A 14205-nucleotide genomic window follows, 5' to 3' on the forward strand; every position below is an offset into this window, starting at 1 on the left:
GTGCGTCACCCGGCCGGTGCGGGAGCGGCGCCCAGTTCCGGCGCGCACTCGTCCACGAAGACGGACAGCGCCGTCGCGTCGGTCCGGACCAGCACCGGGAGCGCGATCGTCCACCGGCCGGCGGCGAGCGCGCCCGCGATCAGCGGCCCGGCCCGGCCGGGTTCGGCGGCCAGCGCCAGCTCGGCCAGCACCGTGGCCTGCCGGTCCGGGTTGGTGATGCCGCGGGCGACCCGCTCGGCCAGCCCGGACCGGCCGGCCCCGGCCAGCGCGCCGGCCATGGCCGCCAGCGCCCACTCCTGCCGGTCCGGGTCGGTGATCGAGCGGGCGACCCGCTCGGCCTCCTCGACCCGGCCGGATGCGGCGAGCGCCGCGGCCACCTCGGCCAGCGTCCGCGCCAGCGAGTACGGGTTGGTGATCGCGCGGGCGGCCTGCCGCGCCGACCAGGCCACGTTCCCGGCCTCCTCGTCCTGCCCGGCCGCGGCCAGCGCCAGCGCCACCCCGGCCAGCGCCCGCGCCTGCGAGTAGGGGTTCGTCACCGACGCGGCGACCTGGCCCGCCGACCAGGCCACCTGCCCGGCCTGGACCGGCCGCCCGGCCGCGATCAGCACCGTGGCGACGCTCGTGAGGAGCCGTGCCCGGGCGTACGGGTTCGTGAGGGAGCGGGCGGCCCGCTCGGCCTCGCCGGCCATTCGCCGGGCCTGGTCGTGCCGCCCCGCCGCGGCCAGTTCCGCGGCCACGGCGGTCAGGGCCTCCGCCCGGCTGTCCGGATAGCCGCCGATCGAGCGGGCGACCCGCTCGGCCTGGTCGTACCGGCCGCTCGCGGCCATCGCCCGGGCCACGTTGACCAGGGCATTCGCCTCCCAGTACGGGTCGGTGACGGACCGGGCGAGATGCTCGGCCCGGTCGGTCCGGACGGCGATCGCCCCGGCCACCACGGCCAGCGTCCGCATCCGCGCGTACGGCTCGGCGATGGATCGTGCCACCTGTTCGGCCTCGTGATAGCGGCCGACGGCGGCCAGCGCCTCGGCCACGCCGGTCAGCCGCCGCGCCCGCCGGTCGGGGTCGGTGATGGCGGCGGCGGCCTCCTCGGCAGCGATCGCGGCCCGCTCGGCCGGGCCGGGCCGGCCGTCGGCGACCAGCGCCCGGGCCAGGCCGGTCAGCGCCTCGGCCTCCCGGTCCGGGTCGACGATCGAGCGGGCGGCCTCCTCGGCGGCGATCGCGGCCCGTTCGGCCTGCTCGTGCCGGCCCTCCTCGAGCAGTTCCTCGGCCAGGCCGGTGAGGGCCTCGGCCTCCAGGTCCGGGTCGATGACCGAGCGCGTCGCGCGGGTCTCGTCGTCCGGGCCGGCCGGCGGCGCCCCGGCCACCGCGGCCAGCGCCCGTTCCCGCTGGTCCGGACTGGCGATGGCGCGGGCGACCCGCTCGGCCTGGCCGGCTCGGCGGGCCGTGACCAGCGCCCCGACCACAGCGGCCAGCGCCGCGTCCCGCCACTCCGAGTTCCGGATGGACCGGGCGGCCCGCTCGGCCTCGAGCGCGACGCGTGCGGCCTCGTCGTACCGGCCGGCCGTGGCCAGCAGCTCCGCCGTCTCGGCCGACACCTCGGCCCGCGCGACCGGATCGGAGATGGCGACGGCGGCCCGCTCGGCGTCGAGCGCGACCTCCGCGGCCTCGTGCCGGCGGCCGGCCGCGGCCAGCGCCCGCGCCTCGTTGCCGAGATTCCGCGCCCACGAGTACGGGTTCGTCGCGAAGCCCGAGGCCGGCATGCTCCGGTCGCGCCGGCCCGCGGCGGCCAGTGCCCGCGCCCGCGCGTCCGCCCCGGTGATCGAGCCGGCGACCCGCTCGGCGTCGGCGAAGCGGCGGGCCGCGGCCAGCGCCACCGCCACCCTGGCCAGCGCCTCGGACTGCCGGTTCGGGTCGCGGATGGAACGGGCCACCCGCTCGGCCAGGTCGGGCCGGCCGGCCGCTGCCAGCGCGCGTACGCGGGACTCGGGGTCTTTGATCGAGCCGGCGACGCGCTCGGCGTCGTCGTTGCGGTCGGCCGCGGCCAGCGCCTCGACCAGCTCGGTGAGCACCTCCGCCCGCCGGTCGGCGTTGGCGATCGTGTGGGCGACCCGCTCGGCCTCCTCGTAACGGCCGGCAGCGGTCAGTGCCTCGGCCACGCCGGCCAGCGCCGCCGCCTGCTGCTGCGACAGCGAGATCGAGCGCGCGAGCTGCTCGCCCCGGTCGGCCCGACCGGCCGCGGCCAGCGCCCCCGCGACTCCGACCGACACCTTCGCCTGGCGGTCCTGGTCGCCGATGAGGCGGGTGGCCTGCTCGGCGGCGACCGCGACCTGCTCGGCCTGCTCGAGCTGACCGGCCGCGGCCAGCGCCCGGGCCAGCCCGGCCAGCACCTCCGCGTTCCGGTCCGGGTAGGTGATGAGCCGGGCCACCTGCTCGGCCTCCGTGTAACGGCCCGCCTCCGACAGAGACCCGGCCACGCCGGCCAGCGCGTCTTCCCGCCGGTCCGGGTCGGTGATCGAGCGGGCGACCTGTTCGGCCTGCTCGTACCGGACGGCCGTGGCGAGGGCGCCGGCCAGTCCGGCCAGCGCCTCGGTCTGCCTCTCCGGGTCGGTGATGGAGCGGGCGACCTGCTCGGCCCGGACGGGCTGGCCGAGGGCGACCCAGACCGCGGGCAGCCGGGTGGGCAGGTGGGTGTTGCGGTCCGCGAGCCGGTCGCGGTACCAGGCCAGGCGGAGCGCGGCGAGCAGATCCGGCGACCGCCGGCCGCCGATCATCGACTGCGCGGTGGCGATGTCGGCCAGGGCGGCGGCGTCACCACCGGTGGTGTTCAGCATGCGGTGGTGACGGGCGGGGTCGGTCGCGAGCGTCACCAGCCGGTCGAGGTCGCCGGCCTCGGCGAGCATGCGGGGATAGCCGCGCAGCAGGTAGGCCGGGGTGTCGGCGGGCCACCCGCGACTCTGGTAGCTGGCGGCCCAGCCGTGCAGACGCTCGGCGAAGCCGGCCAGGGTCGCCGGGCCGAGCTTCTCGATGGTCTCCAGGCGCAGCGTCTCGTGGGTGAACAGGAACACGCGGTCGGGCGCCTGCGGATCGGCGCGACCGGCGATCGTGCGCCCGAAGACGCCGCTCAACAGGTGGTCGATCTCCTCGGCGGGACGGCCGGTGAGCTGGTGCAGGTCGCGGCGGTCGAGGCCACCGCCGCAGGCGGCGACCAGCCCGAGAACCTGGTAGCCGAGGCCCAGCTGCCGGTGCTTGTCGGTGGTCAGGACCTCGTCGAGCTCGCGCTGGGCGTCCGCGGTGCGCCGGGTCGCGTGCGGCGAGACGTCCAGCCGGCGGATCACGCAGCTGGCGATCGGGTGGTCGGGGTCCACGTCGGCGGGCAGCTGCGGGCCGGGCCGGCCGCACACGATCACCCGTAACCCGTCCGAGGCCCGCCCGGGCAGGCTCGCGGCGATGCTGGCCGAGCCCGAGCCGGTGTCCTCGTCCAGGCCGTCGACGACCAGCACCAGCCGCTTGCCCTCCGCCCCGGCCCGCGCCACGGCCTCGTCGAGAAGCTGGCGGCGGAGCCGGTCCCGGGCCGCGACCGAGGTGAGCGGCGGGACCTGCTGACCGGTGATCGCCGCCAGCTGGTCGAGCAGGGCGTCGGTGAACGCGGCGCTGTCGGCCTGGCCCGCCAGCCGCGCGGTGACGAAGAACGAGATCACCCACGTCTCCGGTGGCGGGTGCAGGACCAGCCAGGCCATCAGCGCGGACTTGCCCGCGCGGGGGCCGGCCTGCCACCAGACGTACGCGTCGTCGCCGCCCGCGCACCAGGCGGCCAGCTCGTCCAGCTCGGCGTCGCGGTCCAGCAGCTGCGGCGGGGCGATGTCGGCGACCTGCTCGACGTAGCCGGACCGGAGCCACCAGCCCGGACGGCTCGCGGCCCGCCCGGGTTCGGCGATCGCCCGCTCGAACAGGCCCAGACCCCGGTCGACCTCACCGCCGACCGCCCCCAGCGCTTCGAGCAATTCACGAGCCTGCCGTACGTCGGAAGGCGTCGAAAGGCCGCGCAGCAGGTCGCTCACCCGGGTGGCCGAGGGGAGGCCCATCCGCTGGGCGAGGTCCCCGAGGCCGGGCAGGCCGTTGTCCTCGCGGATGCGGTCGCAGTACGACAGCCAGTCGCGCAGCGGGCCGCGCTCCGGCCATGCCTGGCGGTTGGTCGGCTCACCCCGCCGCGAGTTCATCCGATCCGGCCTCCGCTTTCGGTGTTCCGTTCACCGTATGCGGATCTGACCTCGCGGTCGATTTGGTGGACGCGCGTCCGCTGCCTCAGCGCCTGGCGTCGGCCACCGCGGCTCGCACCTTGCCGGCGCTCGCCGGGGTGCCGGCCGGGTCCTCGTAGGTGCCGTAGGGCGGGCCGTAGGCGGGCTGGCCGGGCTCGAACCGCCAGCCCTCGGCGAGCGGGCCGACGTCGACCGTGTCGTAGCCGATCGCGTCGAGGAACTCGGTCGCGGTGCGCTTGGCCTCGGCGTCGTCGCCGGCGATGGTGAGCGCGGTGCGGTCGTCGGCACCGTGCGGGCGGGCGAGCGAGCTCAGGTGCCGGAAGTAGATGTTGTTGAAGACCTTGACCACCCGCGCGGTGCCGAGGTGCCGCTGCTCCAGCTCCGCGCTGGTGAGCAGGCCCTCGTCGAGCTCGGGGAAGTGGCCGTCGCGCGCGGCGTAGTAGTTGTTCGTGTCGAGCACGACCTTGCCGGCCAGCTTCGCCACGGGCAGCTGGGTGTGCGCGTGGAAGGGCACGCTCACCACCACGAGGTCGGCCTCCGCGGCCTCGGCCGGCGTCGCGGCCCGGGCGTGCGGCCCGAGCTCCCCGGCGAGTCCGGCCAGCGTCTCCGGGCCGCGCGAGTTGCTCAGCACCACGTCGTAGCCGGCGGCGACCGCGAGCCGGGCCACCGTGCTGCCGATCGAACCGCTACCGATGAATCCCACAGTTGTCATGACCGGTCACAACACGCTTGACCGCGCAACTATTCTCTCGGGCCGGTCAGCAGGTAATACACCGTCGTCTCGAGCTCGGCCGGATCGTCGCGGTGCGAGCCGTAGATCTCCCAGCGCGGCCCGGCGAGGGGCAGCCCGTGGGCGACGCACCAGCTCTGGACGGCGTCGTGCGCCTCGCCCAGTGTCGCGTAGGGGCCGCGGTGCACGGTCATGGCCACCCGGCCGCCGGGCAGCTCGGACAGCACGACCGGTTCGGCGAGCGGGACGGGCTGCGAGAAGAGCACGCCGACCTCGACGTGCGGGACGTCGTCGAGGTAGAGCATGACGTTGGGGCAGCCGCGGGTGATCCCGGCCGCGCGCAGCTCGTCCCAGACCTGGTCGAGCAGGCCCTTCCAGACGCGGGGGAACGCCGCCCACGTGGTCACCGCCGGCACGACGGCCGTGGGGCGCGGCGCCACGGCCGTCACCAGCACGTCGCTCATCGTTCGTCACCGCCCGTTCGATCGGCGTCCTCAGGTTAGTCCTGCATACGGTCTGATCACTCGCGAGCATGATGGTTCGATGACCGACTCGCTCGACACGACCGGGTACCTCCGGCGGCTGCGGCTGCCGCATCTCGCGGGGGAGCGGCCGAGCGTGGCGGGGCTGCGCGCCCTGCATCGTGCGCACGCCGAGCTGGTCCCGTACGAGTGCCTGGAGATCTGGCTCGGCCGGCCGACGACCGTCGAGCCGGCCGAATCGACGCGGCGGATCCTGAGCGGTCGGGGCGGTTACTGCTTCCATCTGAACGGCGCGTTCTCGGCGCTGCTGACGGCGCTCGGCTACCGGGTCACGCGGCACTTCGGCGGCGTGCAGAACAACGCGGCGCGGCCGGCCGGGGCGACCGGGAACCATCTGGTCCTCACCGTCTCGGGTCTGCCCGGCGACGGCGCTCCCGAGGGGGAGTGGCTGGTCGACCTCGGCATGGGCGACGGCCTGCACGAGCCGTTGCCACTCCGGCCGGGCGAATTCCGGCAGGGCCCTTTCTCGTACGCGTTGCGCCCGTCCGAGGCCGAGCCGGACGGCTGGCGCTTCGACCACGACCCGCGCGGCTCGTTCCTGGGCATGGACTTCCGCGGCGAGGAAACCGGGATGTCGGCCTTCGAGGGGATGCACGCCTTCCTCTCGAACGACCCCGAGTCGGGCTTCGTCCGCGCCCTGGCCGTGATCCGCCGGGACGCCACCGGCTGCGACATCCTGCGCGGCCTGACGCTGACCCGCCTCGGCGACACCGGAACCACGACGGTCCTGGACCGCGAGCCCGACTGGTTCGCCGCCCTGGCCGACGTCTTCGGCCTGACCCTCGACGACGTGACCCCGGCCGAGCGCCGCGACCTCTGGCGCCGGCTCACCGAGGCCCACGAGCGCTGGCCGGCTCAGGCGACCTGACCCTGGCTCAGGCGGTCGTGACCGTGAGTCCGCGCTCGCGGAACTGGCGGCGGACGCGTTCCACCAGCGCCGGGCCGGGTGGCGGTGTCGCGGCGAGCGGGAACGGCAGGCCCAGTGCGTCGTACTTCGGGACGCCCAGGCGGTGGAACGGCAGCACCTCGACCCGCTCGACAGTCGGCAACTCGGCGGCTATCGACGCGACCGCTGCCACGTTCGGTTCGGCGTCGGTCAGGCCGGGGACCAGGACGAAGCGGATCCAGATCGGCATGCCTCGCTCCGCGAGCCGATGCGCGAAGCGGATGGTCGGGCTGAGCGTTCCGGTGCGGGTGACTTTGCGGTACGTCCGCGGGTCGCCGGACTTGACATCCAGGAGCACCAGATCGACGGCGTCGAGGAGGGCGTCGTCCGCGCGGTCGCCGAGGAACCCGCTCGTGTCCAGCGCGGTGTGCAACCTCATCTCGTGGCAGCGCTCCAGCACCGTACGCGCGAAATGGGGTTGTAGTAACGGCTCCCCACCACTGAGCGTGACGCCGCCGCCGGCCACCTTGAGGAAGCGCTCGTAGCGCCGGATCTCGGTCACGAGATCGTCGGCTGAGGTCGGCCGCCCGTTGCGCCGGAACCAGGTGTCGGGGGAGTGGCAGTACTGGCAGCGCAGCGGGCACCCGGCCAGGAACGCGACGAACCGCGTCCCCGGCCCGTCCACCCCGGTCGAGACATCCCAGGAGTGGACACTTCCGATCGCGTTCACAGCGCTTGGTGGAACGTGCGGGAGATGACGTCGCGCTGCTGCTCGGCCGTGAGCTTCACGAAGTTCACGGCGTACCCGGAGACCCGGATCGTGAGCTGCGGGTAGCGCTCGGGGTGCGCCATCGCGTCCTCGAGGGTGGCCCGGTCGAGAACGTTGACGTTGAGGTGGAAGCCGCCGGCGTCGGTGTAGCCGTCGAGCACCCCGGCCAGGTTGGCGATCCGCTCCCCGCGGGTGTGCCCGAGCCCGGCCGGCGTGACGGTGGCGGTGAGCGAGATGCCGTCGCGGGCGCAGCGGTACGGCAGCTTCGCCACCGACAGGGCCGCCGCGACCAGGCCGTGCCGGTCCCGGCCGTTCATCGGGTTGGCACCGGGGGCGAACGGCTCGCCGGCCCGCCGCCCGTCGGGGGTGTTGCCGGTGTGCTTGCCGTAGACGACGTTCGACGTGATCGTCAGCACCGACAGGGTCGGCTCCGCGCCGCGGTACGTACGCTGCCGGCGGACCTTGGCCATGAACCGCTCGATCAGGTCGACCGCGATCGCATCGGCCCGGTCGTCGTTGTTGCCGAAGGTCGGGAAATCGCCGTCGACCTGGTAGTCCACCACCAGACCGGTCTTGTCGCGGAGTGCCTTGACCTGCGCGTACCTGATCGCCGAAAGGCTGTCGACCGCGACCGAGAGGCCGGCCACGCCGGTGGCCATGAAGCGGTGCACGGGGTGGTCGTGCAGGGCCATCTCGAGCCGCTCGTACGCGTACTTGTCGTGCATGTAGTGAATGACGTTGAGCGCGTCGAGGTACGTCTCGGCCAGCCAGTCGAGCATGCGGTCGTACGCGCTCAGAACGCTGTCGTAGTCGAGCACGTCGTCCGGGATCTCCGGGAAAGGCGGGGTGACCTGAGCGCCCGAGACCTCGTCCCGGCCGCCGTTGATCGCGTACAGCAGCGCCTTGGCGAGGTTTGCCCGCGCCCCGAAGAACTGCATGTCCTTGCCGACCCGCATGGCCGAGACGCAGCACGCGATCGCGCTGTCGTCGCTCAGCGCCGGCCGGATCAGGTCGTCGTTCTCGTACTGAATGGCGCTGGTGTCGAGGCTGACCTGGGCGCAGAAGCGCTTGAAACCGTCCGGCAGCCGTGGCGACCACAGCACGGTCAGGTTCGGCTCCGGCGCCGGCCCCAGGTTGTACAGCGTCTGCAGGTAGCGGAAGCTCGTCCGGGTGACCAGCGGCCGCCCGTCGTCGCCGAGCCCGCCCAGCGACTCGGTCACCCACGTCGGGTCGCCGGAGAACAGCTCGTCGTACTCCGGCGTCCGCAGGAAGCGGATGATCCGAAGTTTGATGACGAAGTCGTCGATCAGCTCCTGGGCCTGCTCCTCGGTGAGCGTCCCCTCCTCGATGTCGCGTCGGAGAAAGACATCGACGAACGAGGAGGTACGCCCCAGCGACATGGCGGCGCCGTTCTGCTCCTTGGTCGCCCCGAGGTAGGCGAAGTACAGCCATTGGATCGCCTCGCGACCGGTCGTGGCCGGCCCGGAGATGTCGTAGCCGTACCGATCGGCCATGAACCGCAGGTCCTCGAGCGCCCGGATCTGCTCGGCCAGCTCCTCCCGATCGCGCACCGTGTTCTCGTCCGACCGGTTCCGGTCGAGAGCGGTCTTGTGCTCCTTGCGCTCCTCGAGGAGACGGTCCACTCCGTAGAGGGCCACCCGCCGGTAGTCGCCGATGATCCGGCCCCGGCCGTACGCGTCCGGCAGCCCGGTGATGAGGTGCGACCGGCGCGCGGCCAGCACCGGCTCGGGGTAGGCGTCGAACACGCCGTCGTTGTGCGTCTTGCGGTACTGGCTGAAGATCGTCCGGACCATCGAGTCGAGGCTGTACCCGTACGCGGCCAGGCCCGCCTGCACCATCCGCAACCCGCCCGCCGGCATGATCGCCCGCCGGAGTGGCGCGCTGGTCTGCAGGCCGACGATCAGCTCGTGGTCGCGGTCGATCCAGCCCGGCGCGTGCGAGGTGATCGTCGAGGGCGTGTGCGCGTCGACGTCGTAGATCCCGCGCTGCCGCTCGGCCACGAACATCCGCGAGAGATGCGCCCAGATCCGCTCGGTGCGGGATGTCGGGCCGGCGAGGAACTCCGGCCCTCCCGTGTAGGGCTCGACGTTGTCCCGGATGAAGCCGCCGACATCGATCGTGTCCCGCCAGGCCGTGCCCCGGAATCCGCGCCAGGCCTCTTGCCGCGTTGTGCCCATGCTGCCGCCTCCTTCACCTCCAGCCTGGCCGGTGGCGGGGGCGACGGGCAGGGCCAGAGGTCCCGATCATGGGGCGAGAAGCTCGGCGGTCGCCGCCCAGAGGCGGCGCTCCCGATCACGATCGAGCGCGATCGGTCGTACGTCGATCGGTTTGTCCTTCAGAACGAATGCGCCATCGCGCAGGCCTGACCATTTGTCGTCGAGCGCGACCGAGGCCAGCAACGGGCCGGAGCGTTCCGCCGTCGAGATCCCGGGCAGGCGGGACAGGCCGCGACCGAACGCCTGCATCGCCGCGGGCGCGTCCCGGCTGAGGGTGGTGCCGGGCATCCAACCGGGTTCGAACACCGTGACGGCGATGTCAGGCCCGGCGTGCCGCTGCAGCTCGTGCGCGTAGTAGAGGATCGCGAGCTTGGCGTTGGAGTAGGCGAGGCCGGAGGCCTTCATGCCCGGGCTCCGCTCGCCGGTCGCGGGCCGGGCGATGTCGATCGGGTCGCGCCAGTCGGCCCCGGGCACGCCGAGCAGCCGCCGCCAGAAGTTGGCGTGGTAGGTGTTCGAGCCGAGCAGCACGATGCGGGCCGGCGTGGCGAGCGAGCCGAGCAGGTCGCCGATCAGCTGGGCGTGCGCCAGGTAGTTCACGGCGAACGTCATCTCGTAGCCGTCGGCGGACGCGAGCCGGGTGTCGGCCGACATGGCGCCGGCGTTCGCCACCAGCGCGCGCAGGGGACGCACGGCGCCCGCGCCGAGCAGTTCCCGCACGGTGGCCGCGGCGGCCCGCACGTCGGCGAGCCGGGCCAGGTCGCAGCCGATCTCGTGGACGGTGGCGCCCAGCGCACGGGCCTCGCCGGCGACGTCGGTGAGCGCCGGCCCGGCCCGGCCCACCAGCAACAGGTCGGGCCGCTCGTTCTTCGGGCGGCGGGCCATCGCGAGGGTGGCGGCGCGGCCCAGGCCGCGGGTCGGGCCGGTGATCAGGACGGTTCCGGGTGCGGTGGTTGTCATGCTCCGAGCGTGGGCCTGCGCCGGGACGACAGGCAGTCGTGCCGTTTTCGTAGGACTGCCAGGGCCAGGACAACGCGGCGGCCGCCGCGCAGACTGGACGCGTGGAGTCGTGGGAGTTCGGCCGGGTGGTGCGCCGCTGGCGCGATCGCGTCGCGCCCGAGAGCGTCGGCGTGCCGGTCGGCAGGCGCCGCCGGGCGAGCGGGCTGCGCCGGGAGGAGCTGGCCGGGCTCGCCGGCATCTCGGCCGACTACCTCACCCGGCTGGAGCAGGGCCGGGCGACCACGCCTTCGGCGCAGGTGGTGGAGGCGCTCGCGCGGGCCCTGCGGCTGTCCGACAGCGAGCGCGACCTGCTCTACCGGCTGGCCGGCCACGCCGCGCCCGGCCTCGACGTCGTCCCGTCCCGGGTCACGCCGAGCGTGCAGCGCCTGCTCGACCGCCTGTCCAACAATCCGGTCGTGGTGTACGACGCGACGTGGACGCTGGTGCTCGCCAACGCCCCGTACGACGCGCTCATGGGCGACACGACGACGTGGCGCGGGCTCGAGCGCAACGCCGTCTGGCGCAACCTGCTGTGGCCCGGCGGCCGCGTCGTGCACACCCCGCGGGAGCAGGCCGAGCACGAGGCGCGGCTGGTCGCCGACCTGCGGCTGACCGCGTCCCGGTACCCGGCCGACCGCGGGCTCCGGCGGCTCGTCAAGGACCTTGCCGACGCCAGCCCCCGCTTCGCCGAGCTGTGGGATTCCGAGGATCCGCCGCCGCTGCCCGACCCGTCGAAGCGGAAGGTCGTCGACCACCCCGTCGTCGGCCGGATGACGCTCGACTGCGACACGCTGATCGTCGCCTTCGACGACCTGCGCATCACCGTCTACAGCGCGGAGCCCGGCACCGAGGACGCCGAACGGCTCGCCCTCGCGATCGTCCTCGGCACCCAGACGCTCGTCGACCACACCCCCTGATCTCAGTCGAAGTCGTAGACCGTCGTGGGGATGTCGCTGGTGCAGAGCGTCGCGAGGAGCAACGGCTCGATGCTTTCCCAGCGGCCGCCGGCCAGCCCACACCCGATCCGTGGCATGTGGACGGAGGCGCCGAGGTGTGCGGCGTCGTCGGCGAGCGTGGCCAGGCAACGGGCGACCGCGTCGTACCGGATCGGGGGGCCGGCGCTGCCCCGGCGCATGCCGTGCTGACCGACCATGTTGGCCACCCAGATGTCGGGCCGCACCTGCACCAGCTGGGTGGCGCCGAGCCCGAAGTCGTTGGCCGCGCGGTGGCGGTGCCATTCCCGGTACGCCTGCTCGGGCTCGGGCCACCGCCGGGAGATGGCCAGCACGAACCCCTTGCCCCACCCGCCCAGGTCGTTGCAGACGTGGGCGATCACCTTGGGCCCCTTGGCCTGCGGACTGGTCGCGTCACCCCGGACGAAGCGCAGCGGCGTCATGGCCGGCTCGGACACCACGAACTCATGACACGGCAGGGTAGCCGAGCCGTCTGACAAAACCCGCCCTACGTCTAGGTTGTCGGGATGGTGATGCGAGAACGGCGTCTGGTGTTCGGCGAGGTGGCGGACGACTACGACCGGCTGCGGCCGGGATACCCGCCGCAACTGGTCGAGGACGTGCTGGCGGCTGCGGGGCCGGGGCCGGTGCTCGAGGTCGGCGCGGGCACGGGCAAGGCGACTATGGCGTTCGCGCCGCGGGTGGCCGACCTGACCTGCGTCGAGCCCGACCCGCGGATGGCCGGTGTGCTGCGGCGCAAGCTGCCCGGCGCCCGGATCGTCGCCTCGAAGTTCGAGACGTGGGCGCCGGAACGGGGTTACGGGCTGCTGTTCAGCGGGCAGGCCTGGCATTGGGTGGACAACGACCGGCGCACCGACCTGGCCTGGGCGGCGCTCGCCTCGGGCGGGGTGCTCGCGCCGTTCTGGAACATGAGCACCGTGGCCGACCCGGTGCTGCATGCCGCCCTCCGCGAGGTGGACCGCCGGCACGGGCTGGACGACCACACTCCGCATCGACCGCTGGCCACCGGCCTTCCGGACCGCGACGCCGCCGAGGACCGGGCGGAGCTGGGGCTCGACGAGGAGCGTTTTCCCGAGGTCACGGTGCTGCGGTACCACTCGGCGCGATCGGTGTCGGCGGCCGACTATCCGGCGTTCCTGCTGTCGTTCTCGCTCTACCGGATGCTCGATCCGGGGACGGCCGGCGCGGTGGTCGCCGACACGGTCGCGGCGATCGAGGCGCACGGCGGGGTGCTCGACTTCATCATGGTCACCGACCTGGTCCTGGCCCGCCGAGCCTGACCCGAGGCGGGCGCCATTGAACGTGGGCCGGCCACTGGCCGACCCGGTCGGTCAAGCCGTGATCCGGTGCAAGTAGCCGATGACAGGGCAGTCTTCCTACGCATGGCGATACTCGTGTGTGCGAGTGGATGGTGCCGGGCACCGATCGCCACGCCGCAGCGTATGAATCGCCCCGTGGCAGCCCGGCGTGGAAGCTGGTCAGGACGACGAGAGTCAACTCCAGGGGCAGCCTCCTCGACGTCCGCTTGCCGCTGGTGCGGTCGCGCCGGCCTGTACCTGGTCCGCGACGTTCTGGGTATGCCGTGCTGACCGGCCAGCAGCAGGTGTTCGTCGTCTCTGTGCGCGATCGTCGCCCGTGCATGACCACGCGTGAATCGCGGCCACAAGAAACGCCCGGATCTGCCGCCGACCGGGCACGTCATGCCTGGGTCAGCGTTTCGAGAACGACCCGTCGGGCGCCGTGGTGAATGTGATCCAGGTGTCCGGCGGCCGGTTCTCCGGTACAGGGCCGTCGTGCATGTTCCACCGGTCGCCGACAACGTCGGTCGCCACGCGGGACCAAAAGCTCTCGACGCCCGGGTTGTACCGCTGGAAGGCGATGCTCCATCGGCCTGGGAACATCGCGATGGCCTGCAGTGCGGCCTCGCGGCCGACCCCGGTACGACGCAACGCGCGAACAACGAAGAATCCTGAGATGGAGTTACCGCCGTCCTTGGCGGGGAGCGTCATCACGAAGCCGGCGGTCTTCCCGGCCACGGTGATGAGCCAGGTGTGGTGCTGCGGGTCGACGCCGGCGAGGAACCGGTCCATCTGCCGGTCGTTGAAGGTACCGTCGTCGTTGGGCAGGTGGCCGTAGGCTTCCGAAAGGTCATGACGGTACAGCTGTCCGAGATTGCTGAGCACCGCGCGATGCGATCGGTCGACGGCAACGAGGGTGACTGGTCGCGACAGAGGACGCGCTGGGGTTGTGGCTTTCCAGGGCACCGATGCAGACTTGCACACCAGCCGTTTCATCGGTGTTCCGGCCCACTGCAAGTGACCGCTGGCCGCGCGCATTCATTCGCCGCAGATCGTGTGCGTCGACGAGTGGCCGGGGCGTCACATCCGATGGTCGGTCCTTGTGCTCAGACCCTGGATCGCTGCCCGGAGCCGGCGCGAAGACCGCATCCGGCCTTTTGGTGGCCCGGCCACTGTCCTGGTTGGTACGTCAGGCAGTGCTTGGCCGAGGGGCTGCTCGACTCGGCATGATCCAATGGTATTTGTGAATCCGCAGCGTTTGGTTGCCGTAGTCCTGATTCTGGCCGCCTTCCTCGCGCTGGCCGCTTCCCGCGCCTTCCCGTTCCTGGACGACATCCCTGGCGTCATCGAGACAGCCATCGTCCTCCTCGGAGTGGTGTGCGCTCTGGCCGGCGCCTATCTGTGGCTGCGTAAGTCGCCCGACTCCAAGGCCTAGGCCAACCGGCGCTGGCGTGGCGCTGCAGCGCTGCGCGGTCGTGAGTCGATTGTCGGCTCCTCGTCAGGCACCGTGTCCGCGT

Annotated in this window: 12 protein-coding genes; 4 read left to right on the plus strand and 8 right to left on the minus strand. The window is 73.1% G+C overall.

What is annotated here, in order from left to right; translation table 11 throughout:
* Positions 1 to 5: 5 nt before the first annotated feature.
* From A3CQ_RS0112505 to A3CQ_RS0112515, 3 genes are all read right to left on the minus strand, one after another.
* Positions 6 to 4217, minus strand: a complete 4212-nt coding sequence (locus A3CQ_RS0112505; RefSeq protein WP_026205625.1) for a P-loop domain-containing protein — start codon at positions 4215 to 4217, stop codon at positions 6 to 8.
* Between the two features lie 85 nt (positions 4218 to 4302).
* Entirely contained in the window at positions 4303 to 4968 is a 666-nt protein-coding gene (locus A3CQ_RS0112510; RefSeq protein ID WP_026205626.1) for an NADPH-dependent F420 reductase, read from the minus strand.
* A gap of 29 nt (positions 4969 to 4997) precedes the next feature.
* The gene (locus A3CQ_RS0112515; RefSeq protein ID WP_020511276.1) at positions 4998 to 5450 is read right to left on the minus strand and encodes a GyrI-like domain-containing protein; all 453 of its coding nucleotides are present in this window, start codon (positions 5448 to 5450) and stop codon (positions 4998 to 5000) included.
* Positions 5451 to 5529: 79 nt separating this feature from the next.
* On the opposite strand from A3CQ_RS0112515, the gene A3CQ_RS0112520 reads away from it, so the two are divergent.
* A complete protein-coding gene (locus A3CQ_RS0112520) occupies positions 5530 to 6396 on the plus strand; it encodes an arylamine N-acetyltransferase family protein (protein ID WP_020511277.1) in 867 nt (288 codons plus the stop codon).
* A gap of 7 nt (positions 6397 to 6403) precedes the next feature.
* Here A3CQ_RS0112520 and pflA read toward each other — a convergent pair whose 3' ends face one another.
* The 3 genes from pflA to A3CQ_RS0112535 form a co-directional block, all read right to left on the minus strand.
* Positions 6404 to 7144 (minus strand): pyruvate formate-lyase-activating protein, encoded by a 741-nt coding sequence (pflA, locus tag A3CQ_RS62705; protein ID WP_020511278.1) that lies wholly within the window; start codon positions 7142 to 7144, stop codon positions 6404 to 6406.
* Positions 7141 to 9381, minus strand: a complete 2241-nt coding sequence (pflB, locus tag A3CQ_RS62710) for a formate C-acetyltransferase (RefSeq protein ID WP_020511279.1) — start codon at positions 9379 to 9381, stop codon at positions 7141 to 7143. The genes pflA and pflB overlap by 4 nt, the downstream gene beginning before the upstream one ends.
* A 66-nt stretch (positions 9382 to 9447) precedes the next feature.
* Positions 9448 to 10377 (minus strand): SDR family NAD(P)-dependent oxidoreductase, encoded by a 930-nt coding sequence (locus A3CQ_RS0112535; RefSeq protein ID WP_020511280.1) that lies wholly within the window; start codon positions 10375 to 10377, stop codon positions 9448 to 9450.
* Between the two features lie 101 nt (positions 10378 to 10478).
* On the opposite strand from A3CQ_RS0112535, the gene A3CQ_RS0112540 reads away from it, so the two are divergent.
* The gene (locus tag A3CQ_RS0112540; RefSeq protein ID WP_020511281.1) at positions 10479 to 11333 is read left to right on the plus strand and encodes a helix-turn-helix transcriptional regulator; all 855 of its coding nucleotides are present in this window, start codon (positions 10479 to 10481) and stop codon (positions 11331 to 11333) included.
* A gap of 2 nt (positions 11334 to 11335) precedes the next feature.
* Here the strand turns inward: A3CQ_RS0112540 and A3CQ_RS0112545 are convergent, their stop codons facing one another.
* Positions 11336 to 11830, minus strand: coding sequence for a macro domain-containing protein (locus A3CQ_RS0112545; protein ID WP_020511282.1), 495 nt, complete (start codon positions 11828 to 11830; stop codon positions 11336 to 11338).
* A 66-nt stretch (positions 11831 to 11896) separates the two neighbouring features.
* On the opposite strand from A3CQ_RS0112545, the gene A3CQ_RS57300 reads away from it, so the two are divergent.
* A complete protein-coding gene (locus A3CQ_RS57300; RefSeq protein ID WP_020511283.1) occupies positions 11897 to 12670 on the plus strand; it encodes a class I SAM-dependent methyltransferase in 774 nt (257 codons plus the stop codon).
* Positions 12671 to 13099: 429 nt separating this feature from the next.
* Here A3CQ_RS57300 and A3CQ_RS0112555 read toward each other — a convergent pair whose 3' ends face one another.
* Positions 13100 to 13684 (minus strand): GNAT family N-acetyltransferase, encoded by a 585-nt coding sequence (locus A3CQ_RS0112555; protein WP_157295765.1) that lies wholly within the window; start codon positions 13682 to 13684, stop codon positions 13100 to 13102.
* 238 nt (positions 13685 to 13922) lie between these two features.
* Between A3CQ_RS0112555 and A3CQ_RS0112560 the strand changes: the two genes are divergently transcribed.
* On the plus strand, positions 13923 to 14123 hold the full coding sequence (locus tag A3CQ_RS0112560) for a hypothetical protein (protein ID WP_020511285.1): 201 nt from the start codon (positions 13923 to 13925) through the stop codon (positions 14121 to 14123).
* The last annotated feature ends 82 nt before the right edge of the window (positions 14124 to 14205 follow it).

This window comes from Paractinoplanes globisporus DSM 43857 (assembly GCF_000379645.1).
Taxonomy (GTDB): Bacteria; Actinomycetota; Actinomycetes; order Mycobacteriales; family Micromonosporaceae; genus Actinoplanes; species Actinoplanes globisporus.